The sequence below is a fragment of the Oscillospiraceae bacterium genome (genome assembly GCA_015065085.1).
In the GTDB taxonomy this organism is placed as follows: Bacteria; Bacillota; Clostridia; order Oscillospirales; family SIG627; genus SIG627.
In genome coordinates this window covers 26,229-52,606 of the sequence record SVQW01000009.1, presented here as the reverse complement: position 1 = coordinate 52,606, position 26,378 = coordinate 26,229, and the positions used below count along the sequence as shown (strand labels likewise).

Annotated in this window: 21 protein-coding genes; 19 read left to right on the top strand and 2 right to left on the bottom strand. The window is 43.7% G+C overall.

Annotated elements, in window-relative coordinates; all coding sequences use genetic code 11:
* Window positions 1-20 precede the first annotated feature (20 nt).
* The 11 genes from E7588_07130 (at window position 21) to E7588_07080 (ending at window position 11,438) form a co-directional block, all read left to right on the top strand.
* Window positions 21-608, top strand: a complete 588-nt coding sequence (locus E7588_07130) for a DivIVA domain-containing protein (protein ID MBE6689032.1) — start codon at window positions 21-23, stop codon at window positions 606-608.
* Between the two features lie 31 nt (window positions 609-639).
* Window positions 640-3,456 carry an isoleucine--tRNA ligase gene (gene ileS / locus E7588_07125; protein MBE6689031.1) on the top strand — a complete coding sequence of 939 codons (2,817 nt, stop codon included), beginning with the start codon at window positions 640-642 and terminating at the stop codon, window positions 3,454-3,456.
* 25 nt (window positions 3,457-3,481) lie between these two features.
* The gene (lspA, locus tag E7588_07120) at window positions 3,482-3,988 is read left to right on the top strand and encodes a signal peptidase II (protein ID MBE6689030.1); all 507 of its coding nucleotides are present in this window, start codon (window positions 3,482-3,484) and stop codon (window positions 3,986-3,988) included.
* Window positions 3,963-4,904 (top strand): RluA family pseudouridine synthase, encoded by a 942-nt coding sequence (locus tag E7588_07115; protein ID MBE6689029.1) that lies wholly within the window; start codon window positions 3,963-3,965, stop codon window positions 4,902-4,904. Before lspA ends, E7588_07115 begins: the two co-directional genes overlap by 26 nt.
* On the top strand, window positions 4,888-5,715 hold the full coding sequence (locus tag E7588_07110; protein MBE6689028.1) for a Cof-type HAD-IIB family hydrolase: 828 nt from the start codon (window positions 4,888-4,890) through the stop codon (window positions 5,713-5,715). Before E7588_07115 ends, E7588_07110 begins: the two co-directional genes overlap by 17 nt.
* A complete protein-coding gene (locus tag E7588_07105; protein MBE6689027.1) occupies window positions 5,708-6,532 on the top strand; it encodes an HAD-IIB family hydrolase in 825 nt (274 codons plus the stop codon). The genes E7588_07110 and E7588_07105 overlap by 8 nt, the downstream gene beginning before the upstream one ends.
* Entirely contained in the window at window positions 6,510-7,331 is an 822-nt protein-coding gene (locus E7588_07100; protein ID MBE6689026.1) for an HAD-IIB family hydrolase, read from the top strand. Before E7588_07105 ends, E7588_07100 begins: the two co-directional genes overlap by 23 nt.
* Before the next feature lie 50 nt (window positions 7,332-7,381).
* Window positions 7,382-8,215, top strand: a complete 834-nt coding sequence (locus tag E7588_07095; GenBank protein ID MBE6689025.1) for a transketolase — start codon at window positions 7,382-7,384, stop codon at window positions 8,213-8,215.
* 29 nt (window positions 8,216-8,244) lie between these two features.
* Window positions 8,245-9,204 carry a transketolase family protein gene (locus tag E7588_07090; GenBank protein MBE6689024.1) on the top strand — a complete coding sequence of 320 codons (960 nt, stop codon included), beginning with the start codon at window positions 8,245-8,247 and terminating at the stop codon, window positions 9,202-9,204.
* A 151-nt stretch (window positions 9,205-9,355) separates the two neighbouring features.
* On the top strand, window positions 9,356-10,585 hold the full coding sequence (locus E7588_07085; GenBank protein MBE6689023.1) for a hypothetical protein: 1,230 nt from the start codon (window positions 9,356-9,358) through the stop codon (window positions 10,583-10,585).
* A gap of 58 nt (window positions 10,586-10,643) precedes the next feature.
* A complete protein-coding gene (locus tag E7588_07080; protein ID MBE6689022.1) occupies window positions 10,644-11,438 on the top strand; it encodes an amidohydrolase in 795 nt (264 codons plus the stop codon).
* A gap of 61 nt (window positions 11,439-11,499) precedes the next feature.
* On the opposite strand, the gene E7588_07075 is transcribed toward E7588_07080, so the two are convergent.
* Entirely contained in the window at window positions 11,500-15,462 is a 3,963-nt protein-coding gene (locus E7588_07075) for a hypothetical protein (protein ID MBE6689021.1), read from the bottom strand.
* Entirely contained in the window at window positions 15,383-16,195 is an 813-nt protein-coding gene (locus E7588_07070; protein ID MBE6689020.1) for a methyltransferase domain-containing protein, read from the bottom strand. Before E7588_07070 ends, E7588_07075 begins: the two co-directional genes overlap by 80 nt.
* Window positions 16,196-16,422: 227 nt before the next feature.
* Here E7588_07070 and E7588_07065 point away from each other — a divergent pair, with 227 nt between their 5' ends.
* The 8 genes from E7588_07065 to E7588_07030 all read left to right on the top strand — a co-directional run bounded on the left by E7588_07065 (window position 16,423) and on the right by E7588_07030 (window position 26,232).
* Entirely contained in the window at window positions 16,423-17,487 is a 1,065-nt protein-coding gene (locus tag E7588_07065) for a branched-chain amino acid aminotransferase (protein MBE6689019.1), read from the top strand.
* Between the two features lie 3 nt (window positions 17,488-17,490).
* Window positions 17,491-18,726 (top strand): DUF3810 domain-containing protein, encoded by a 1,236-nt coding sequence (locus E7588_07060; protein MBE6689018.1) that lies wholly within the window; start codon window positions 17,491-17,493, stop codon window positions 18,724-18,726.
* A complete protein-coding gene (locus tag E7588_07055; GenBank protein ID MBE6689017.1) occupies window positions 18,701-19,906 on the top strand; it encodes a hypothetical protein in 1,206 nt (401 codons plus the stop codon). Before E7588_07060 ends, E7588_07055 begins: the two co-directional genes overlap by 26 nt.
* Before the next feature lie 13 nt (window positions 19,907-19,919).
* Entirely contained in the window at window positions 19,920-20,621 is a 702-nt protein-coding gene (locus E7588_07050) for a response regulator transcription factor (GenBank protein MBE6689016.1), read from the top strand.
* A gap of 18 nt (window positions 20,622-20,639) precedes the next feature.
* Entirely contained in the window at window positions 20,640-22,457 is a 1,818-nt protein-coding gene (locus tag E7588_07045) for a cell wall metabolism sensor histidine kinase WalK (protein MBE6689015.1), read from the top strand.
* Window positions 22,458-22,461: 4 nt separating this feature from the next.
* Window positions 22,462-23,895, top strand: coding sequence for a hypothetical protein (locus E7588_07040; GenBank protein ID MBE6689014.1), 1,434 nt, complete (start codon window positions 22,462-22,464; stop codon window positions 23,893-23,895).
* 32 nt (window positions 23,896-23,927) lie between these two features.
* Complete coding sequence (locus E7588_07035; GenBank protein ID MBE6689013.1) at window positions 23,928-24,788, top strand: hypothetical protein; 861 nt, start codon at window positions 23,928-23,930, stop codon at window positions 24,786-24,788.
* 169 nt (window positions 24,789-24,957) lie between these two features.
* Window positions 24,958-26,232 (top strand): UDP-N-acetylglucosamine 1-carboxyvinyltransferase, encoded by a 1,275-nt coding sequence (locus E7588_07030; GenBank protein ID MBE6689012.1) that lies wholly within the window; start codon window positions 24,958-24,960, stop codon window positions 26,230-26,232.
* Window positions 26,233-26,378 lie beyond the last annotated feature (146 nt).

The window sequence follows — 26,378 nt, the reverse complement described above, 5'->3', positions numbered from 1 at the left end:
CCACATGAAAGGAACATGCTATGATACCTCCGCATGAATTAAAGAATAAGCAGTTCACTCAGTCCTTCCGCGGATACAATCCCGCAGAAGTTGACAGTCACATTGATTTTATTATCGAAAAGTACACCGAGCTTTACAGGTCCAATCTGGAGCTTGACAAACAGCTTTCTGCGGCAAACGAGCGTCTCGAACAGCTCAGCGACGAAGAAGAGGCAATCCGCAAAACTCTTGTCAAGGCTCAGAAGATGGGCGAAACAATTATCAAACAGTCACAGGAAAAAGCCGACGGTGTTATACTTAAAATACGCGAGCGCAGCGAGGAAATAATTTCAGAAACCGAGAAAAAGCTTGCCGCCGAAAAAGAAGCTCTTGAAAAGCTCCGCGCTTCAGCAGACGAATTCCGTGAAAATGTTCTCAATCTGTATGTAGAGCAGTTGAAATTTCTCAAGGAATCCGCAGGCGCTGATATAGAAACCATAAAAAACAGCATTCCCGAAGGCGGAGAGCTTAAAAAACAGCTTCTCTCCATAGATACCGAATCCTCTTACGATCTTACGGAAGCAAAATCTTCCGACAATGCCTCAAAGGGCAGTAATGACCAGGAATAATATAATTCACAACGAATAGGAGCAAATAGACATGGCATCTGAGAAAAAAGATTACGCCGGCACGCTTAATTTACCGATTACTTCTTTCCCCATGCGTGCCAATCTCCCTCAAAAAGAGCCGGAGATACAGAAAAAATGGGAAGAAGAAAAGCTTTATGACAAATTGATGGAGAAAAATGACGGTAAGCCGTTGTTTGTTCTGCATGACGGTCCCCCTTACGCAAACGGTGATATTCACATCGGTCATGCCCTCAACAAAATCATAAAAGACTTTGTCATCAAAAACAAAAACATGAGTGGCTTTAAGGCGCCATATGTTCCCGGTTGGGACACTCACGGTCTGCCTATTGAGCTTCAGATGATAAAGAAGCACAACATTAACCGCAATGCCACCGACCCCGTCAAATTCCGTGCTCTTTGCACCGAATTTGCAAAAAACTGTGTCAATAATCAAAAAACACAGTTTTTGCGTCTTGGTTCACTTGGCGACTATGATCATCCTTACCTCACACTGCAGAACGAGTTTGAAGCAAAGCAGATAGAAATATTCGGTGAAATGGCTGAAAAGAAGTACATCTACAAGGGTATGAAGCCTGTTTACTGGTGTGCTCATGACGAAACCGCTCTGGCGGAAGCTGAAATCGAATACAGCGATGACCCCTGCGATTCCATCTACGTAAAATTCCTCGTAACAGATGATAAGGGAGTTTTCTCTCAGCTTAAAGGTGAAAAGATATACTTTGTAATCTGGACCACCACAACCTGGACTCTTCCGGGTAATATGGCAATTTGCGTAGGACCCGATTTTGAATATTCCGTAATGAAATACGGCGACGAGTGCTATGTACTCGCAACCGAGCTTATCGCTTCCACCGAAAAAGCGGCAGGTCTTGAAAACGGTGAGTGTCTTGCCAAGTTTAAGGGAAGCGACCTCGAGTTCATCGAATGTGCACATCCTTTCATTGACCGTGTATCCCCCATCATTGTAGGCGACCACGTAAGTCTTGACAGCGGTACGGGTTCTGTCCATACTGCGCCCGGTCATGGTCTTGAGGACTATCAGGTATGCCTCAAATACAAAAATCTGAAGGAAAATATTATCGTTCCCGTTGACTCCAAGGGACGTCTCAACGAGCTTGCAGGCAAGTATAACGGCTTGCCCGTTGCAGAAGCAAATGTTGCTATTCTCAACGATATACGCGAAAGCGGAGCACTTCTTGCTGTTGAAAAAATCGTCCATCAGTATCCTCACTGCTGGCGTTGCAAGAGTCCTATTATTTACCGTGCTACCGAGCAGTGGTTCTGTTCTGTTGACGGCTTTAAGGATGAAGCTCTCGCGGCAATCAAATCTGTCAAATGGATTCCCGACTGGGGCGAACAGAGAATTGAAAACATGGTTCGCGACCGTGCGGACTGGTGTATCTCGCGTCAGCGTATCTGGGGTGTGCCGATTCCGATATTCTACTGTGCGGACTGCCACAAGCCCATAATTTCCAAGGCAACCATAAAAGCCGTTGCAGACCTGTTCAGAAAAGAAGGCTCGGACGCATGGTACAAGTACAGTGCAAAAGAAATCCTGGGTGAGCTTTGCGCGTGCGAATGCGGATGCCACGAGCTTGAAAAGGAAACCGATATAATGGACGTATGGTTCGACTCCGGTTCTTCCTATGCTTCTGTTCTGGAAAGAGAAAATCATGCATTCCCTGCGGACTTATATATTGAAGGAAACGACCAGTACCGCGGATGGTTCCAGTCCTCCCTTCTCACCTCCGTTGCTACACGCGGTGTGGCTCCTTACAAGGGTGTTATAACCCACGGTATGACAGTGGACGGCGAAGGTAAAAAGATGTCCAAGTCACTGGGCAACGGTATTGACCCTCTGCAGGTTACCAAAGAATACGGTGCGGATGTTCTGCGTCTGTGGGTTTCCAGCGTTGATATAACAGGCGACCAGCGAATTTCCAAGGATATTCTCAAACAGCTTTCCGAAATATACAGAAAGATAAGAAATACCATCAGAATACTCCTTGCCAACGTAGGTGAAGGCGAAAATGCTTTTGACCCCAACGTTGATGCAGTTAAGTACGAAGATATGGTGGAAATAGATAAGTGGGCTCTTTCCCGTCTCAATGGTCTCGTTGAACGTGTACGTGCTGCATATGACAGCTATACTTTCCATTATATCTATCACGACATTCATAATTTCTGTACAATCGACATGTCAAAGCTTTATATTGACATTACAAAAGACAGAGTTTATGTCGAAAATGCAAAATCTCTCGCACGCCGTTCGGCGCAGACCGCAATGTATATTATTGCAAACTCTCTTACCCGCCTTATCGCTCCTATCCTTTCCTTCACCGCCGAGGAAACCTGGACACACATGGCTCATACCGCCGATGAAGATACCGCAAGTGTATTCTTCAACGATATGCCGTGCGTAAACCCCTTGTATGTAAACGCGGCTGTTGAGGAAAAATACAATCACCTCTTTGATTTCCGCGACGATGTTATGAAAGCACTTGAAAAAGCGCGTGCCGAAAAGGTTATCGGTAAATCTCTTGAGGCGAAAATCACCGTTTACGGTGAAAAGGGCAGCGATGTTATGGCGCAGTTTGAAAGCTTCAAGGATATGCTTGCCACTGTATTTATTGTTTCTCAGGTTGAGCTTTCATACGATGCGGCGCCTGCAGATGCATTCAACGAAACCGACAGCGGTATAGCCGTAAAGGTCGCTCCCGCAGACGGCGAGAAGTGCGCACGTTGCTGGATGTACGTCACCGAGTATGACACCGACGAGGCAGGTCAGGCTATTTGCCACCGTTGCCGTGATATCATAAACGGTTAATTAATTTGAATTTCAGGGAGAGCAGATGTTAGCGTTATTTATTATAATTTTGGTGGTAGCAGCCGATCAGATAACCAAATATTGGGCGTTGACTCTGCTCGCCCCTATTCGCAGTTATCCCATTATAGACGGTATACTGGAATTCCACTTTGTACGAAACCGCGGTGCGGCATGGGGAATGCTGGCTGACAGCCGATGGATATTTATGACAGTATCCGCAGTCGCCATTATTCTCATGCTGGTTTGTCTTTTCTGTTCCAAAGAAAGCGGTAGGCTTTTCAGAATCTCGCTTGCCATGATTATCGGTGGCGGCATCGGGAATATGATAGACAGATTGTTTTACACTGACGGTGCAGTGGTGGATTTTATATATTTCAAGCTCATCGATTTTCCGGTATTCAATGTTGCCGACTGTGCCGTGACGGTAGGTGCCGTTTTGCTGGTACTTTGGCTGATAACCGATATTATTTCACAAGAAAAAAGCAAAAAAAGCAAGGACAGTGCCGATGGAAAAACTGATAACATGCAGTGAAAACGGCATACGCCTTGATATGTTCTTGGCGAAAAACGCCGAAATGACGCGTTCACATGCCGCACAGATGTGTGAAAACGAAAAGATTACAGTAAACGGCAAACCGGCTAAAAAGAATCTTATCCTGAATTCCGGTGATGCCGTATATCTGCAGATTGATGCCCCCGTGGCAATAGACACGGTTGCGGAGGATTTACCGCTTAATATTGTATACGAAGATAACGATTTATTGGTGGTAGACAAGCCGCAGGGTATGGTAGTACATCCCGCTGCCGGCAATTACAGCGGTACACTTGTAAACGCTCTGTTGCATCATTGCAAAGATTCCCTTTCCGGAATAAACGGCAAAATACGCCCGGGAATAGTTCACAGAATTGACAAAAACACCGCAGGACTTCTGATTATAGCCAAAAACGATGCTTCTCATGAGGGCCTTGCGGAACAAATAAAAGTTCATTCCTTTGTCAGACGCTATCACGCTATACTTTACGGCCGGCTGAAAAGCGACAGCGGAACGGTGGATATGCCAATCGGGCGCCACCCAAGCGACCGAAAGAAAATGGCAGTATATGACAAGGAAAAACAAGGTGTGCGAAACGCCGTAACCCATTACAGAGTGCTGGAGCGTTTCGACAATTACACTTACACGGAGCTGACACTGGAAACAGGTCGTACACATCAGATAAGAGTTCATACGAATTATCTTGGTCACCCCGTTGTAGGTGACGATGTTTACGCATCGTCTTTTGTGAAGAAAGACAAAAACAAGTTCAACGGTCAGCTTCTTTACGCTAAAGAAATAGGCTTTGTCCATCCCATAACAAAGCAAGAGCTGTTTTTCAGCGGTAAGTTGCCCGACTATTTTACTAAATTTCTGGAAAAGCTCAGAGGTATGCCAAGTGGCAAAATTCAGTAACATTGTTATCGTTTCCGATATGGACGGAACTTTCTTGGCTTCAAAATCAAGGATTGTGCCCGAAAACATGAAGGCTATTGAATATTTCCGTCAAAACGGCGGAAAATTCACATTTGTGACGGGACGTAACCATCCTGCCGTTGCATCGTTGGATGGTGCTGTCGACGCCGTAAATGCCCCGATAGGCTTTCACAACGGATGCTATTTGTTTGACACACAAAAACAAGAAATTTTTGACGAAATTTGCATAGTGCCAAAAGCAGTAAATGATGTCACCGAATACCTTCTGACATTGCCCGAAAGTATTGATTTTACATTCCGCTGTGCTTTTTCTTTTCTTAAAATAGACGGAAGAAGCTCCGGTGATTTTGATATATTTGCAAAGCGTTGGCCCGAACGTTGCTTTGCGCTCACTGTTGATGAGGCAACAAAACGCTCTGTAAACAAAATCGTATTTTCAGGTAATACGGAAAAAATAGCTTCCGTGCGTGAATATATCGAAAACACTTTTTCAGACACAGTTGAATGTACTTCTGCAGGCTCCGGGTACATAGAAATAATGCCAAAGGGAGTTAAAAAGTCAATAGTTATACCACATCTCAGAAAGCTCGAGGGCTTGGAGAATGCAAAGTTTTTTGCCATTGGCGATTATGAAAACGATATTGACATGATAAAAACTGCGGATTTCGGTGCATGCCCGGACAACGCAATGGACAAAGTAAAAGAAGTCGCACAAATCCATGTTTGCCACCATGACAAAGGTGCTGTTGCTGATCTTATCCGCATAATCGAGGAGAAATACATTGGGTAAATTTGATAACATTGTTATTGCCTCCGACATGGACGGGACTTTTCTCGGGAATGATTCAAGGATTATTTTCGAAAATGTGTCAGCCATTGAGTACTTTAACAAAAACGGCGGACGTTTTACATTTAACACGGGACGTGGTTATACCACCGTTGCTCTGCGCTTTCCCGAAATAATGCATCTGGTTACCGCCCCACTCGGTATACATAACGGTTCATGCATTTACGATGCGAAAAATGATTTACCGCTTGATACAATTTTTATAAACAAAAATGCGGTTTGTGACATTTCACGTTATATTATGTCTTTTTCGGGCAGTGTCACGTTTACGCTTCGTACAATCCATGAATTTTATGCTGTCGAAAGATTCGAAAAGGGAAATTTTGAGTACTTCAAAACAACTTATCCCGAATTTTCCCATGTAATAAAGCATGAGCAAATCGGAACACTTGACGTCCAGAAAATATTTTTTGTGGGACCGCAAAGCATTATTGACTCCATGCGCGATCACATTCAGAATGTTTACGGTGAATATGTGCAGTGCACAACCGGTGGTGAAGGATACATTGAAGTCGACCCCGCAGGTGCTACAAAAGCGAGGCCGATTGAATATATCAAAAAATCTTTTCCGCAATCGAAGATTTTTGCAATCGGAGATTATGAAAACGACCTTGAGATGCTTGAAGCTGCTGATTATGCAGTATGTCCCGAAAACGCAATGGACAAAGTAAAACAAGCATCTGACTTCATGGTTTGCTGCAACAACGAGGGTGCTGTCGCCCATCTTATCAATATAATTGAGGAAAAATATCTTGGCTAAGTTTGATAACATAATAATTGTGACCGATCTTGACGGTACATTTTTCGATGACAATTCCAAGCCGACACAAAACAATGTGGAGGCTGTAAAATATTTCACACAAAACGGCGGACATTTCAGCTTTTCCACCGGACGTAACGAGAGTATTCTTAAAAAGATAATTCCGGATACCATCAGTCTTAACAATATGCCCGCGATACTTTCAAACGGTGCGTATCTTTACGATTTTTCCACTGATATCCGTTCAGAAGAGGTAGTGATGCCCCCCGAAGCGGCAAAAGAATTTGCTCAGCGGGTAGAAAATGAATTTCCGGGAATCGGTGTCAGATGGAATGTGGAAAACGGATTTGTTACTTATAACCTTGAAAACGTATCAAAAAACGATCTTCCCGTTTACCGAAACGGTATTCCCGAATTACCAAAGGAAAAGCTTTTTGAAATGAAGCTTTACAAAGCGGTATTTTCTGCACCCGCGGAAAGCATTCAAAAAATCAGGGAATTTGCCGAAAGCATAAATGAATACGGTTTTTCAATCGTAGTCACCGCCCCTACCCTTGTGGAATTCATGCACAAGGATGCAACCAAGGGCAAAGCACTGGCAAAGCTTAAAAAGGTGCTTGAACTGCCTGATGCAAAAGTATATGCCGTGGGTGATTACGAAAACGACTACGATATGCTGAAATCGGCGGATGTCGCCGTATGCCCGTCCAACTCATTGGATATTATAAAAGATATATCCGATATAATAGTTTGCTCCAACAACGAAGGAGCGCTTGCCGATCTTATCGGCAGACTTTAATTTCGAGCAAAAAAAATATAATATAAAACATTTTCAGGAGGATTTACAACATGCAAGAGGCAAGAGTTAAAGAATTACAAAAAATTGCCAACAATATCAGAATGGGTGCACTTGAGTGCGTTTACAGCGCAAATTCCGGTCATCCGGGCGGCTCAATCTCCATAGCTGACATTATGGCTTATCTTTTCTTTGAAAAGATGAATATTGATCCCAAAAATCCCAAATGGGAAGACCGTGACCGTTTCGTACTGTCCAAGGGTCACACTGCTCCCGCACTTTATGCTACTCTGGCTAACAGAGGTTTCTTCTCCACCGAGCTTCTCAAAACCTTCAGACATTCCGACAGCATTCTGCAGGGTCACCCCGATATGAAGGGGGTTCCCGGCGTTGACATGTCTACCGGTTCTCTCGGTCTGGGTATTTCCGCTGCCTGCGGTATGGCTCTTTCAGCAAAGATTTCCAACAAGAATTATAAAGTATTCGCAATCATGGGCGACGGCGAGCAGGAAGAAGGTCAGGTTTGGGAGGCTGCAATGTTTGCGGCTCACTATAAGCTGAATAATCTCTGCGCGTTTGTTGACTTCAACGGTCTTCAGATTGACGGCGACATAACCAAGGTTATGAATCCTACTCCCTTAGACGAAAAATACAAGGCGTTTGGCTGGAACGTAATCGTTATCAACGGTCACGATTTCAACGAAATAGAAAGTGCAGTCAAGGCTTCCGAAACCAGTGATAAGCCCACCGTAATCATTGCAAAATGTATCAAGGGTAAGGGCGTTTCCTTCATGGAAAACGAAGCTTCCTGGCACGGTACCGCTCCCAACAAGGAACAGTACGAGCAGGCCATTGCCGAAATCACCGCTGCAAACGCAAATCTGTAATATTTTTAGATTAAAGGAGTATCACAACAATGAGTATATACGAAATCGGTAAAAAAATTGCTACCCGTGAAGCATATGGTAACGCTCTGGCTGAGTTCGGCTGCGACGAAAGAATCGTAGTTCTGGACGCTGACCTTTCCAAGTCCACCAAAACTGCCACCTTCATCAAAAAGTACCCCGAGAGATTCTTCAACTGCGGTATTGCTGAAGGCGATATGATCTCTGTTGCGGCAGGTCTTGCAACCACCGGAAAAATCCCCTTTGCAAGTTCTTTTGCAATGTTCGCGGCAGGCCGTGCATTTGAGCCTATCCGCAACTCCATCGGCTACCCTCACCTCAACGTTAAAATAGGTGCTACCCATGCAGGTATTACCGTTGGCGAAGACGGCGCAACACATCAGTGCAACGAGGACCTCGCTCTCATGAGAGTTATCCCCGGAATGGTAGTTCTCACCCCCGCAGATGCTACCGAAGCACGCGCGGCTGTTAAGGCAGCTATTGAGTTTGACGGTCCCGTTTACCTCAGATTCGGACGTCTCAGCGTACCTGTAATTTACGACACCGACACCTTCAAGTTTGAAATCGGCAAGGGTGATATGATAAGCGACGGTAAGGATGTTACTCTTGTTGCAACCGGTATTATGGTTGCTCAGGCTATTGAAGCGGCTAAGATGCTGGCGGCTGAAGGTATCAGCGCAAGAGTTATCAACATAGCAACCATCAAGCCTATTGATAAGGACATTCTTATTAAAGCCGCTAAGGAAACCGGTGCTATCGTTACTGCCGAAGAACACAGCGTTGTGGGCGGTCTGGGTAGTGCTGTTTGCGAAGCACTTTGCGAAGAAAAGCCCGTACCCGTGCTCAAAGTAGGTATTCAGGACACATTCGGTAAATCCGGTCCTGCAGAAGAACTGCTCAAGATTTACGGTCTTACCGCGGCTGATATCGCCGACAAGGCTAAAAAGGCCATCGCAATGAAAAACAACTGATTAATATTTGCGGAAAAGTAGGGTTTACCACCCTACTTTTCTATATATAAATCTTTAAACTTCGTACATAATATAATGCAAATAGTATGATACAATAGTAGGGTAAGTGTTTTACAGACTTGCCAAAATTATTAAAAGAACGGAGAAAATTATGAAAAAGCTTATTACACTGGCGGCTGTACTTTTGTGTACCGTTATGATCATGTGTGCATTCACCGCATGCAATAACACCACACCGCCCGTTGACGAACAACCCGATGCAACTCAGAACGGTGAAGCAACCAATGAGGATAAAACCTCCGAAGCAGAGCCTTTCGACCTTTCCGGTATAGACCTCGAGCAGGTTACTTACTTTGTTCCTCAAGGCGAGCAGACCGGTTACATCGACAACAACGGTGAAAAAGTTGTTCCCGAATATGTGCTGAAAATCAACGGTGTCCCCGTCACCATCGAGGAATACAGATATCCCTACCTCAACATCAAGGCTTCTCTTGACGGCGGAGATGATGCACTTTGGACCGAAGAAGCGGCTGAAGAAAACCGTCTGACCGAAGAGGACATAGCTTCTCTCAAGGATGAGGTGCTCAGTTACTTCAAGCAAACCACAGCATATCAGCTTATGGCAGTTAAGTTTAATCTGCCTCTTACCGAAGAAGAAAAAGATGAAATTGCCACTTCAGTTCAGCAGACAATCGACAGTATGAACGTTGAAGGAAGTACTTATACTTACGAGCAGGCTCTTGAAGATTCCTTCTTCACCGATGCACTTTACCGATACACCATGAGCCTCTACTCCATTGCAAACAAAATTTTCAACCACCTGTACTTTGACGAAGGAGCTCCTCTGGGTTATACACCCGATGAAATGCTTCAGGCTGTTAAGGATGCCGGTTATATAAGAACCCAGCAGCTTCTCGTTAAATTCCCCGATGCACCTACCGAAGGTACAGACGAGGAAAAAGCTGCCGCTGTTGAAGCCGGAAAGGCTGCCGCAAAAGCGGAAGCTGAAGAGGTTCTCGCAAAGATTAACAACGGTGAAGACTTCATGAAAATGGTTGAAGAATACAATGATGACCCGGGAATGGATGTTTACGGTGAAGACGGTTACTACTTCGTCGCAGGAACTATGGTTCCCGAGTATGAAGAAGCTTCATTTGCTCTCGAGGAAGGCGCTGTAAGCGGTATTGTTGAAACCTCTTACGGTTATCACATCATCAAGAGAATGCCTCTTGAAGCTGATTACATCGTTGAAAATGCTCAGCAATATATGAGCGAAATCTACTCTGCAGACTTCACAGAAAGACTCGAAGCAACCTTTGACGCAATGGAAGTCGAGTATGCACCGGAATATGAACTGATTTCTCCCACAACATTGAAATAACAACATTTAAGTTGTATCCGGCGTGCAATAGCGCCGGATACACTTTTTTGGAGGAAGCATGACTATTGATTTTCACACACATGCCTTTCCGGATATGCTGGCACAAAAAGCAATCGGTGTATTGACATCTAATCTCACCATTGATCTCAAGCCCGTCCATAATGGTACTGTATCCGATCTGATTGCACGTATGGACGAATGGGGTATTGACAAATCCGTGGTAGCCCCCATCGTCACAAAGCCCAGCCAGACTAAAACCCTCAACGAATGGGCCGTAAGTATAACTTCACAACGAATCATTTCCCTGGGCAGTATTTACCCAAGCACCGATAATTACAAACAGGATATCGATTTTGTATGTTCTCTCGGACTTAAAGGCTTAAAATTCCATGCAGAATATCAGAATTTCATACTGGATGCACCCGAGATGCTCAGGATTTACGACTATGCACTTTCAAGGGGGCTTATTATTCTTCATCACGCAGGAGCGGATTACGGAATGCCCGCACCATACAAAAGCAGTCCGAAACAATTTGCAAACGTTGCCGACCAAATGTGCGGAGGCATAATTGTGGCGGCACATCTGGGCGGTCATGCACAGTGGGATGATGTATTTGACAACCTGTGCGGTAAGAATATATACCTGGACACTTCCATGGGCTTTGAGTATTACGGTAAAGAAATGTTCAAAAAAATAGTTTCCAAGCACGGTGCGGACAAAATACTGTTTGCCTCGGACTCGCCCTGGAGCAATGCAGGAGATGATCTGAAGGCTTTACGTGACTGCGGTCTGGACTGTGATACGATAAGTATGATAGAAGCGAAAAACGCACAAAGAATTCTTAAAATATAAAAACATCCGATATGGAAATCCATATCGGATGTTTTTTATACGTCAGGCTTTGCAGTATGCTTTATTCTACCATAAGAATTGCTTTTATCAATCTTGTCATTACAGTAGAAACCTCTGCACGCGTAGAGCTTCCAAGCGGGTCGAAACGGCTTGCGCCCTTTCCGTTAACCAGACCGCAACGCTGTGCAATTTGTATTGCAAGCTGTGCTTCCGGCTCAACGACAGAAATATCATTAAATTCAATCGCCTTTACGACGCGTTTAATACCGTATGAATAGCGGTTTATGTAACGATAAATCATTACTACCATATCTTTTCTCGTAATAGGCTCATCGGCATAAAAGCTACGCTCGGAAAGTGTGTTAAGAATTCCGTTTTCTGCAGCCCATCTTACATACGGTGTGTAATATTCATCGAGTTTGACATCATCAAACGGAACAAGACCATCAGCATACGCCCAGCTGTCAACACCGTGCATTCTGCCCAAAACAGTCACAAACATTCCGCGTGTCATTATTTCGTCGGGCGAAAACTCAGTTGGCGAAGTGCCGCCAAACAAACCGCGTGCCGATGTGAAATCAACATACTCTTCGCCCCAGTGACCGCTTATGTCATCATATTCCTTGTGACTATATGCCAGCTTGTAGTTTCCGGGCTTGTTGGCAACATAACTGGTATATGCATTATCATCTGTATAGCACATGGGAACAACACTTTCATTTCCGCCGTTATCCATATACATAACAACTATCTGTGCTTTTTCGTGTTTTTGCGATGCATCGGGAAGAGAAGCGTCCTTCATGGTGAAGCCTTTTTTATTTCCTTTTGTCAGGAATGCATTCTCGGAAAGATATACAGTCTGATTTTCAGCCCTTAGAACCTGGCTTATCATGTCACTTTCATCCAGAAAAGCTTGTGCTTCCTGTTGTGTCTTGAAAATTCCGATACGCTCTATGGTTATCTTAGCTTCGGTGTCTTCACCGTTAATTGGGTCAAGGCGAAATACATTTACCGTGCCGTGCCATCTGTCATGCTCATACTGCGACATGTCAATGATGTAATCATGCCATCTGCCGTCATTATAAACCTCAAACTGAGAATACGCCTCTGCTACGGGTCCGGGGAATTCGTCAGTTCCAAAGAAAAATCCGCCCTCATCAACCGTTGAAACAACTCTCATCTTTACAGCAACAAAAGGATACTCCTCTGCCAAAAAGCGCTCATTTATATCAAGGCTTACAAAAGTTATCGGGTCATTATTCTCAGGAGCCATGGTAATGTATTTTTCTTCGTACTGCGCTTTGGCACCGCTTGTATTTCTTATCCACTTGTTTGCGGTGCTTCTGTTTGACATTATCCACTCCGGCTTATACTTCGGAAGCGTATCCAACGTTGCAAAATCATCAGTCAGCTTTATAGCGTTTGTTCCCGTCTCCCACATTTTCAACAGGCGGTAATCCAATCCGCCGGTTCTGGAAATTGATATAAGCTGCAAATTCATTTCATGTGCAAATTCCTTGCTGTTAAGCACCTTTGCATCCAACGCGCTGCCACTGAAGACGTTCATATTGCGTCCACCCTCGGTCTGGGTTCGCTGTTGCTGTCCCTGACCACCGACTCTGTCGCCCTCTCGGCTAAGCCAGTATGCGTGTGTAATGCGTGTACGTCTTCCGGAAAGCTCACCTATAACAGCGCCTACAAATCCGTCGGGGGCAAAAGAACAAGTTACTTCACCGTAATTCACAACCGCTACTGCTACTGCTCCGGTTGAAGCGTGTCCTATAATACCACCCACTCCACGGCAAGATGCAAATATGGCATTGGGAGCATTTACATTTCCGTAATTTATACAGTTGACCAGATAATTCTGTGTTCCGCTCACCATATGGCCGACTATTCCGCCCACCATCTGAAGATTGGAATCGGCTCTGTTGGTAACATCGGCACTGTTCGTGCAGTTATAAATCTTCGCGCCGTTCATACGTCCCGCAACAGAACCCACATCACAGGCAACAACATCTATAACACCGCTTATGATATTTACGTTCTTAATCTCTCCGCCTGACACTCTGGCAAACAGCCCCGCAGACACGGTACTGTCATTAACGGATTCAGTGGTTATTTTAAGGTTCTTTATACTGTATCCGCAACCATCATAGTTGCCCATAAAGCCCTCGGCGTTCATGCCTATCGGAGCAAATTCCTCGCCAGCCAAATCAATATCAGCAGTCTGACGAAAGTAACAGCCCATCTGGCAGTCCCCCGCATTCACTTCGTCACGCATCTTTTTCAGGTCAAGTGCCGTGGAAATTTTAATAGGATTATACTCTGTGCCCAAATCGCTGGTTGCCATGTCGCTGTTCATGGTCTTATCTATCCATTCGGCGCGTCTGGAAAGATATGTCTTTACAAAATCAATTTCGCCGTCATATGTCACCGACTTGTTAGGAGTTTCCCATTGATGATCCTGCAACAGCACATTCCAACGAACGAAATTCATATCGGCACTTTTACGGATATATTCAGCATATTCATCTGCGCGCTGAGACATGTTGAGAAGAAGTTCTCTTACAATGGTATCGTATATTTCTTTATTGCGAAGTCTGAAATCCTCATGTGCGAAAAGACGTTTTGTAAAGCCATCCGCTACTGTTCTTACCCACCATCCGATGGGGCTTGCAAGGTTTGCCTGTCGTGCAGGTGTTCCGGCACCGGCATTGGAACAGGCGTTTGCAAGAGTTATGTCAAAATCCCATGCGGGGCCGCTGTAAAGCTTTTCATTTTCGCCGACATCTTTATACATAAATGTACTTCCGTAGAAAAAGTCGCCGTTTTTGAATATTTCATTTATCCAATACAGCTTTATAAAGGAATCCACATCCATATATTCGCTGTAATGCTTGCCTTCGGGACTTTTTCCGTCATCGGCATATATGGATTTTTCCATGTTGCCAATAAAGCCGGTTATATATGCTCTTTGCTCGTCATTTGCCTCTTCGGGGCTTTTAATGGTAATAAGGCGTCCCGTTTCAGGACCGACCGTCCAGGTAATTTCGCTTTCCGCAAGTCGGTCGTACTCTATGAGATATCCGCCGGTAACACGGTCGGCATCCGGATTTTCGTCCTTTTCTTCAAGGTCGTAAATATTAACTCGCTCTTTGCCCAACTCTACCTTTTCGGTGAGAAGGTAGTTACCTTGGTACTCACCGTTAAAGTACACATCCACAAACTCACAGTCCAGCGCAAACTCCATATCCATGTCTTTGGCAAAATCATACGCAAGCTTGTTTCTGATAAGTGAGCGGTCGCCGTGATTTGCAAGGATTATCCAGGTTTTATCCTTGCCCATTTCCAAAATACTCTGTTTTTTGTCCAGCTTTATCTGATATGCTTTCTTATCCAATGACCATGTTGCGTTCCCGCGGCCCTTTATTTCAGAAGCGGGATCGGTATAGTATTCCTGCCATCCGTTTTTCTGTGCCAATTCGGAAGGGACATCAAGATAAAACGTACCGAAACACTTAGTATCATGCTCAGGGTCCTTATTCATAGCTGCGATCGTTCCCTGCGACTCGTCAATTGTCATGTTAATAACGGGAAGATTTGTCTGCATGGCGCACAGCGTAAATTCGCCATCGGCGAGGTGCACGGTCTTTTCCGTAGTCATGTCAAGCACCTTGGAAACATTATTGAAAGTAATAATGAGCTTTGACAAATCCACATCTGCAGGCATGAACAGATATACCGTTTGCTCATTCGCTTTATAAGCCTTGATATCAAAAGCCAGGTTATCATTATTGGCACTGCGTACAATAATGTCCTCCGCTTTTGCTGTTGTAACGCTTACATCCGCAGCACTGACAAGACATACTGCATACAGCATTGCGACTATCAATATTACCAGAGTTAAAAATCTTGTGATTCTTTGCATAAAAATCCTCCTATTATCTTTTTTTGTAAACCAGTATGTCAAATTCCAATTCTGTTTCGAGCTTTGATGTATTTTTAAGCTTTTCATGTCCATTAATGTCGGTTTTCCAGTAGTATGGTGTCATGGCAAAAAGCGACATTATAACCTTGTTTTCGCAACAGTTAAGCTGTGATTTCAGGGGGATGCGGTCAACAAAATTGAAGCCCTCGTATTCGGTTTTAATAATGTCGTTTTCGTAAGGCTTGTCATACAGTATTTCTTTGAGTCCGAAAAGATGCCTGGGTCCCGGTACAGCTATGATAAGATGTCCGCCCGAAGCACAGGTGCGCAAAAACTCCTTTTCGGCTATGGGGGAAAAAATGCTGAGAATTATATCGGCACTGCTGTCTGCAACAGGCATATCATACACACCTGCAACGGAATATGTTATGTCCTTATTATGCGAAGCGGCATACTTTACCGCGAATTTTGAAATATCAAGTCCGTAAAACTCACTTTGGGGTATACAGTCCTTTACAACACGGTCATAGTATCCCTGCCCGCATCCGGCGTCAAGAATAACAGGAGAGACGTTAAGAGATACGTCCGAGGCTGTTTTGGCAATGCCGTCAGCAAAGAGCTTATAAGCACCCGTTTCGAGAAAGAGTGTTCGCGCAGAAACCATCTCCTTATTATCCCCGGGCACAGCGGAATTTGCCTTTCCCGACGGCAAAAGATTTACGTAACCCTCACGCGAAATATCAAAGGTGTGCCGATTGGGACACACATAGCTTTTATTCTGCTTTTTAAGAGCACTGCAGCAAACCGGGCATATAAAAAAATCCATTTTCCCATCCTTGTCATGTAAAGCTTTATACAAATAATTATACTTTTTTATTGCATAATTGTCAAGTTAAAATTGATAATTTTCCACATCATTAACATAAAAGAAAAAATATTTGTTTTTCAACAATAATTTTCCACAATTAAATGTGAAATTTTTATATTTTGTATTGAAATTTAGCCGTATCGGTAGTATAATAATGTGTAAATATTTTTTGGAGGCACGTAATTATGTTAAATATCAAAATTGAAAAAACAACTTCTCCACGTCAGAAGCCCGATTATAACAACCTTGGCTTTGGACGTCATTTTACCGACCATATGTTCATTATGGATTATTCAGACGGAACCTGGAACAATCCCAGAATAGTCCCCTATCAGGACATATCCCTTTCCCCTGCCGCAATGGTATTCCATTACGGACAGGAAATGTTTGAAGGTCTCAAGGCATACTACACCGAAGACGGCAAAATTCAGCTTTTCCGTCCTCAGAAGAACATTGAGAGAATGAACAGAACCAACGACCGTATATGCATTCCTCAGCTTGATCCCGACGATGTTCTTCAGGCAATCAAAGCTGTTGTAGAGGTTGACAAAGAATGGATTCCCACCAAAGAAGGAACTTCTTTGTACATCCGTCCCTTTATCATCGCAACCGAACCTCATCTGGGTGTTGCTCCTTCCAAATCCTACATGTTCATAATCATTCTTTCTCCTGTCGCAGCATACTACGCAGAAGGTCTGAACCCCGTAAAAATCTACATCGAAAACAAATATGTACGTGCCGTTAAGGGTGGTACAGGATTTGCCAAGATCGGCGGTAACTACGTTGCATCGCTCAAGGCACAGATGGAAGCAAAGGAGCTTGGTTATTCCCAGGTTCTGTGGCTGGACGGTGTTGAACACAAGTATGTCGACGAAGTTGGCGCGATGAACGTGTTCTTCGTTATCGACAATGAGGTTGTGACTCCCTCTCTGGATGAAGGAAGCATTCTCCCGGGTGTTACACGTGATTCCTGCCTTGCGCTGCTCAGAAAATGGGGCATTAAAGCTACCGAGCGCCGCATAAGCGTTGATGAACTTGTAAAGGCATATGATGACGGCAAGCTTCAGGAAGTATTCGGTACAGGTACTGCGGCAGTTATTTCTCCTGTCGGCGAACTCAACTACCACGGCAAGGTCATGACCATAAACGACGGTAAAATAGGCACTATTTCCCAGAAGCTGTACGATGTCATGACAGGTATGCAGTGGGGCAAGCTTCCCGACGATATGGGCTGGATCGAAAGAGTTTAAGCCGTGTCGTATAAGGATAATCAATTTACAAACAATAGTACAAGTACTCCCGCCCATGCGGCGGGAGTACCCGCACAGCCGGACGAGCCGATAATGCACAGCGCAGTCAGTTTAAAACCCGACGAAAAAAAATTTTCTTTTTGTTCGCCGTTTTTCTTTACACTCTGTGGTTTAAGCCTTATTTGCTTTGTCCTGTTTTTCATTTTCAGACTCAGTTCCGACTTTTCCGAGTTTTTTGTAAGATATGTTTCGGGTCCGGTACGTATGGTACTGAGCGCCGTTACATCTGTTATTCCGTTTTCGCTGGCTGAAAGCATAATACTTCTTTTGCCCGTTGGTATAATACTGTTTTATATCAGAATTTTTACCGACAAAAGCGAAGATTCCGAACTGAACTTTAAAAAATATCTAAAAATTTTACTGTGCACCGTCTTCATCTTACTGGATGTTTTTGTTATTACGGTGTCACCGTCTTATCACAGACTGCCGCTCAGCAATAATCTTGCGATAGAAAACCAAGATATAACTCCGCATCGTTTAAAAAACACCTGCGAAATAATGGTGAATATGCTTAACCGCGATGCAGAAAATATTTATTACGGAAGTGACGGTCAGAGCTATTCGGGGGAGGATTTTTCCGCTCTTTCGGATGAAATGCTGGAATGCTTTAAAAAATTCAGCAAAAAATACTCATTTATTTTTCCCGTCGGCTTTCGTGCAAAGCCGGTAGCGCTAAGCGAGCCCATGACCTATTTGCACATTTCCGGCGTATATACCTATTTTACCGGCGAAGCTAATGTTAATGTGAATTACCCCGACTATATACTTCCGCATACCGTAGCGCACGAAATGTGCCACGCACGAGGCGTGTTTAACGAGGGAGATGCAAATTTCGTTGGATTTCTCGTGTGCCTCGAAAGCGACAATCCTTATGTGCGTTATTCAGGAGTAATGAGCATTTTTTCATATATTGCCAACGCGCTGTATTCTGCTGACCCAGAGGGATATTTCGAGGTCATGTCCAAGCTTAATTACAACGTTTTTGAAGAATTTGATGCTTTTTCAAAATTCTTTGAAAAGTACAGTACCTCAAAAGCCGCGCAGATATCGGGCGCTGTCAACGATACATTTCTTAAAGCCAACGGTCAGTCTGAGGGCATAAAATCCTACGGGCTGGTAGTAGATCTGGCTGTAAATTACCTGGAGGAGCATTATGGAAAGAGCAGTACGCAAGAATAGCTATCCGGCAGTACGTTTCCTGTCGGTCTTTCTGTGTGTCTTTATGCTCTTTTCTTTTGTTTCTGTCGGCACGACTCCGGTTCGTGCCAATACAGTTCCCTTGCTTTACACAAATGATTCGGTATTTTCTTACTGGCAAAAAACTCCGCCTCAGACAGCAGACGGTGTTGTGTATATCCCCATATCAATGTTCATTGATTTGGATAATGTGTATTATTATTCCAATCCAAAAAGCGGTTCTTTCTATTTGCAAAATGAAATAACGGAGGAATATCTGTCATTTTCGCTTAAAACAAGCGATGCCTACAACGGAAAGGCAATGATAAAAATCAATATCAAAGTGTTTAACGATACCCTGTATCTGCCCGCCATAGAAACGGCAAATTATCTCGGGCTTTATATCGAAATGAACACAGACAACACAATAGTGCGTCTGAGCGATGCATCTGCAAAATTGCCTTTCGGAAAGCTTATTGAAATGCACACTCCCCCGCCTCCTGTTGTTACACCGCCCGTTGTTACTCCGCCGGAGGACAACAATACCAATGTGATTACTCCGCCCGCCCCTTCTACCGATGATCCGCCGGTGATCAAGCCCCCTGTAAACACAGAGCCGGATGAACCGGAGATTTTGCCATGTGATGTTTACTTGTTCATTGCTGACCCCGATCCAACGGTAATCCCTTCACTTTTTGTGGCATTGAAAAAAGCAAATCTTAATGCAGCTTTTGCGCTTTCTTCCGAATATATCAAAAACAACCCTCAAAGCGTTCTGAAGATTTTTGTGAGCCAATACCCCATCGCGTTAAACGCAGACAAGGATTATACCGATGTCGAGCTGTTAACCCGGGACATAAATACTTCAAACTTGCTTCTTGAACGCATAACAAAGCAAAAAACACGGATTATAACATTGCCCTCGGATATCGGAAGCGGAATACACGAAATTCTTGAAAAATCCGGTTATGTCACTTATAAGACTAATATAAAACCAACTCAAAAGTATTCTTCATCAAAGGCGCTTGCAAATCACGTCATTTCAAAATTCAACAGCTTTCCCAAAGCAAATGTTCTGATAAATGCCGATATGACAGGCGTATCGGCAATTTACGAACTCGGAAAGCACATAAACAGCTACGATATCATCAATTCACTTATCCCCGACGAAACGGTACGATGAAAGGCTATAACTTATGAACAAAAACATTCTCATTGTGGAAGACGAAAAAACCATTGCGGAAATCTTGCTTTTTAATGTCAAGAAAAACGGATTTGATGCAAAAGCCGTATATGACGGCGGAAGCGGACTTGAGGAAGCGCTAAGCGGAAAATATGATCTGATACTGCTGGATTTGATGCTTCCCGTCATGGACGGATTTGAGGTATGCAGAAGACTGCGTGAGGTCAATGACACCCCCATTATAATGCTTACCGCCCGTGAGGAAGAGGCAGACAAGGTTATGGGGCTGGAGGTCGGTGCCGATGATTATATGACTAAGCCGTTCAGCATAAACGAGCTTCTCAGCCGCATAAAAGCCAACATCCGTCGTTATTCCAACGAAATGGTTACAAGAAAAATAACCGACAAGGTTATTAAAATCGGAAAACTCACCATTGATAACGAAAGCTATGAAGTGCTCAAGGGTGAAGTCAAGCTTGATCTTACCAAAAAGGAATATGAGGTCATCGCTTTTCTCGCCAAGAACATGGGTAAGGTTTACTCACGTGAACAGCTCATGGAAGAAATATGGGGCTACGACGGCTTTTACGGCGATATGAGAACGGTGGATGTCACCGTTGCAAGACTGAGAAAAAAGCTGGAAGACAATCCTGCTCTCCCCGAATATATACAAACAAAAAAAGGAATAGGTTACTTTTTCGCGAAGCCCGAATAATACCTACGGGAGAAAGTCATGTTTAACAAGCTTCAATCAAAAATTGTTATCACATTGACGGTTTTTATAATTCTTGTAATGACCGTTATCGGAACAATTCTGATCAACAACATTTTTTCATATTACCAGGAAGACTTTGTAGCTCAGATGGACGGATTTTTTGACGAAGAGCACACTGCGATGCTGACAGAGAGCCTAAGAAGCGACAATTATGTGGAAAGCCTCAAGGACAAACTCACGGCATATTCATCGTTCTTGGGAATCGACCCTTACCGCAGCTTTTATATTCTCAACTCAAAAGGCGGATTCCTGGACAGCAACGCTGATATAAACAATACAAACATTACAAAAACACAAAATCTAATTTCCGCCATAAACGGCAACAGAGTTTCAAAGGAATATTCTTCCCCTGCTGTAATGGATTATGCCGTAAGACTGGAAGACAGCGGAAGATGCGTAATTATTTATATCGCGGATACACGCGACGAAATGATGAGCATTTCTTCCATAATCTTCACCATTGTTTTACAGGCTTTACTGGTGGGAATAATAATCGCACTGATATTATCATTCATACTCTCTTCTGTAATTTCCGCTCCCATCCAGAAAATAACAGCTACCGCGACCAGAATTTCGGAAGGAGACTTTTCTCAGCGCGTTGAAGTACACTCCAAGGATGAGATAGGTATACTTTCTCAAGCCTTCAACTCCATGGCCGGAGATCTTAAAAGCAACCTTGATGAAATAATCGGTGAGCGCGAAAAGCTCAGCACAATCTTTTCTTATCTCAAGGATGGCGTTATTGCTTTTGACTCTTCCGGTAAAATACTGCACATAAATCAAACAGCCATAAATCTTATAGGGGACGATTACGACCGTGACATGACTATGTCGGACTTTGTAACCCTGCTTAGCATAGATTACACCTGCGACGAGCTGATTTCAGACACTGCTTCCGGCGAAAGCAAAGTTTTTTTGGACATAAAATTCAAGCAAAGAGTCATAGATGCTAACTTCGGAAGCTTCCGGTTTGAAATTTCCGACGAACCATATGTAGGATATATAGCTGTAATTCACGATGTTACAGAGCATTTTGAACTTGAACTGGCGCGAAGAGAATTTGTTGCCAATGTTTCCCATGAGCTTCGCACCCCTCTTACGGGTATAAAAGGCGCAGCGGAAACCGTTATTGACAACAGTTCGGATATGCCTCCCGAGCTTGTGTCTCACTTCCTGAAAATGATTGTTGACGAATCCGACCGTATGACGCGCATAGTGCACGATCTGCTGATGCTTTCAAGGCTGGACGACAACCGCGTTTCCTGGAAAATATCCTCATTTTCACCCACAGAGCTTTTAAATAACCGTGCCGAAATAATGCAGCATGAGGCAAGATCTCACAATCAAAAGCTTGCGGTTGAAAAAGTCCCCGACAATATCCCCATGATTACAGCCGACCGCGAAAAAATAGACCAGGTTCTGACAAATATAATTCAGAACGCCGTAAAATACACTCAGGACGGCGGAGAGATAACCCTTTCTCTGAACTTGAAAAACATAAAGAACACAAAGAATTTAAAAGACGGTCAGTACATCGTTTTCACGGTACGCGACAACGGCATGGGTATTCCGGAAGCGGATATACCACACCTTTTCGAGCGTTTTTACCGTGTTGAAAAAGCCCGTACCTCCGACAAAGGCGGAACCGGGCTGGGTCTTGCGATATCCAAAGACATCATAACCGCTCACGGTGGAGATATTACAATTACGAGTGCATTGGATAAAGGCACCGCTGTGTTTATCTACCTGCCTCTAAAATCCTCCATCAAGGAATAAAGATATGAAATTTAATTTTTCTTATGACAGCAAGATGGCGGAAAGCATAAAGCTTTTAATAATTGTATTATTGTTTATATCCATGCTGTGGATGTTTGTTTCCTTCACGGAAATAAAGCTTGGCTCTTTCGGAATACTTGCCAGTACCCGCAACGACAGCTTTCCGGCTGATAAAATGTGGGTATTCTCGGAAAACTCTGTACGTACACAGCAGGATCGAAACAGCTCACCATATGTTTTCCCATCATCCATAACCTTCAGGTCAGGTTCACTCACCTACTCGGTTGAAAAACAAAAAAGCATGCTCGTCAGCGTTTACAATGATGTTGTCATGTATATTTCGGAATTTCTGGGTTCTCAATATAACGGAATACCCACCGATTACGATGAATATCTTGAGGTGCTGAAAAACAACAATTATACCCTTCTGCGCTACAACAGCGAGCTTTCGGCATATGTATTGAAGCTGTATTGCGACAGCGAAGCGGATGGTTATTATAACGGAGATTTTTGTAATATTTCAAAAATTCTCATGACGGAGGATGATAACGGCCGACTCATTGCTTACTCTATGGATTCGGCGGGCGCAATAATGAAGTTCATCCCTGTTTCTCAAGCGCAAGCCACCGCATATCCTGTTAACAGTGCCGTCATTTCGGCATATACTGGCAGTAAAGTAATTGTACCGTCGATATTGTCATTTGAATCTGATTTTTTTGCCAACCAAACCGACAACGTTTCACCGGATATTCCGCTTCAATCTAACATGCAGTTCTATGAAGCGGGCATTTCCAATCCTCTTTCATTCATAAGTTCTTTGACCCAAAGCGATTCTATGATTAAGAATGACAGGATACTTTCTATCCTAAAAAGCTTTAAAATGAACACAGGGCTTGTGCGTCACTATGTTGACAAAGACATTATTTACTTTGTTGAAAGCAACGCCGCATTGGCACTTTCAGCCGACGGATATATGACTTACAACGCTGAAGAAGGCGGCATACCCCTTTACAAAGTATTGGACAAACAGTCAGACAGCTTTTCCGTTTCGGACAAGCTTAACGCCGCACTAACTCTTGTGGGAGGATTCAGCGGTGACATCATAGGCGGAAACGGTGAATTGATGCTTTCTAAGGTCAATTACAACAAAGAAAATGACATTATGAGATTTGAATTCACTTACAGTTTCGATTCAATCCCATTCTATGGGCTGGATAGAATAACTCTCGAAATTGGCAGCGATTCCGTAATACGAGCTCATATTCCGACTTACAGCATTTACCGCAATTCCGTTCGAAAGATAACCCTGATTTCACCCGAGATTGCATTCCGTGCCACTCCGGTTTCAAACGGAAAAACAGTAATTGACTACAAGCCCGGCTACGTGATTTCAAAAAATGGTAAAACTGCCAATGCCAGTTGGATCGCCGTAACCTAAAACGGCAGTAATTTAAAAAACGGTAGTATCATATGAACAGCTCAAAAATAAAAAGTTTTTTCATAATTCTGCTTGCGGCAGTCAATATTTTTCTTTTGATAAATCTCCTCATCACAAAATCGGAGGATTCAAGGCTCTCCGGGGAAATGCTGCATGCTTCTGTAAAGGCACTGGCAAGCAACGGTATTTATGTAGATGAAGAAGCAATACCCGCTCAAAAGTATACTCAGTGCGTAATTTGCATGAATTCTTCGTCTGACAGCCATCTTACGGCGGCTCAAAGTGTTCTGGGGGAGATTGTGGCGGAATACAGCCTGCCTGACGGTATCACGTACCAATCCGAAAAAGCTTACATCAGTTATTTTGATAACGGAAATTTCGAATACGGATTATTAAAAAACAGGCATGACAATACAACTGTTTTAAGCACTACACCGCCCGAAAACATCAAAAAGCTCACTTCCAATCTGGCAAAAAAGCTAAAAAAAAGCTTTAAACGCTTCACGGATCCCGAAAACAGCTTCACTTATACAGCCGACGGATATATCGAGCAAAACGGGGTAAGTATTGTATATTCCACGCTTTACATCGACGGCATGGCTGTCCACAACGGTGCGTTCGTCTGTGTTTTCAGTGATGACGAGCTGATTTACTTTTCGGGAAAATACTTTTTTGATTCTTTCGAAGCCTTTTATGAAAAGGAATATATCGACGCACCGAATGCATTGTTTTTGCTGAAGAAGGACAATGTTTCGGTGAAAAACATCCGCATGGTTTATTACCCTGTAATATCGACAAACAACGAGTATTTCCTTATACCCTCATGGGAAATAACCACCACGAACGATGACATCAAGATTTTTGACGGAGTAAGCGGATTTGAGCGACAATAAAATTTTACATTTTTTAATATGTTTATTTATGTTCTGTTTGCATTAGTTATATATAATAATGTGGTAGAATGTGATTTTGCTGTCGGTTGTGTAAAAACGCGGTATGTTTTTGCGATTTTATACATCAAGACTTTATATACAAATCAAAAGGGAGGTCCCCAACCAATTCATGGATAAATATGTCATTAACGGTGGCAAACCGCTGAATGGCGAAATTCATGTCTCCGGCATGAAAAACGCCGCCGTACCTATAATTCTTTCCAGCATTCTGGTTGAAGGCAAGGTAACCATCGAAAATGTTCCGGACATAAGCGATGTTCGCATTTCATTGGAAATTCTTGAAACAATGGGTGCCAACATAAAATATATAGATAAAAACACCGTAGAAATCGATTCAACAAACATAGATCCCGACCTGACTCCACAGGAGCTGGTGGGAAAAATGCGTGCTTCCTATTACCTTCTTGGTGCAGAGCTTGCACGCTTTGGAAGAGCCAATGTGGACTGCCCCGGCGGTTGTGATTTCGGTTCGCGCCCCATAGACCAGCATATAAAGGGCTTTGAAGCATTGGGGGCTGATATTGTCACAATCGAAAAGAAGCACATAAACGCTACCACCGACCCGGAAAAAGGTCTCGTCGGTGATTCTGTGTACATGGATATTGTTTCTGTCGGTGCTACCATTAATATAATGATTGCGGCGGTAAAAGCAAAAGGCACTACCGTAATCGAAAATGCAGCTCATGAGCCACACATAGTCGATACAGCAAACTTCCTCAACGCCTGCGGTGCACAAATAAGCGGTGCAGGAACGGGAATCATAAAAATCAAAGGTGTGGATACTCTCCACGGTACTACTTATGCTATAATTCCCGATATGATCGAGGCAGGAACATATATGGTGCTCGCCGCAGCAACAGGCGGCAGACTTAAAATAAATAACGTTATCCCCAAGCATCTTGAATCCATTTCCGCAAAAATTTCCGAAATGGGCGCAACGATAGATGAAGAGGACGAGGCCGTTACGGTCTATCTTGAAGAAGGCAAGACTCTCGAAAGTATAAGCGTTAAAACTCTCCCCTATCCCGGTTTTCCTACCGACATGAATCCTCAGATGTGCGTGCTTCTGTGTCTTGCTCACGGTGTTTCAACACTCACCGAAGGCGTATGGGACAGCCGTTTCAGATATGTTGAGGAATTGAAGCGTATGGGTGCTTCCATCACTGTCGAAAAGACAACCGCCGAGGTGACAGGCGTAAAAGCTCTGACGCCCGCTAAGGTTCGTGCCGTAGATTTACGCGCAGGTGCCGCTATGGTAATCGCCGCTCTTGTTGCCGAAGGAAAGAGTGAGGTTGAAGAGATTTACCACATTGAGCGCGGATATGAAGACATGATACAAAAACTTCGCACTGTTGGTGCAGACATAACAAAAATCTCCGAGTAAAAGTAAGCAGGCAATGCAAGGTATTGTGTTCTAAAGGATAGTTAAATAAGAAAAAACCTCTGAAAACGGCATGAAAAGCCGAATTCAGAGGTTTTGTTTATCCGGTGATATGTTGTCTTGCGACAACGCGATATATTTGCTTACGC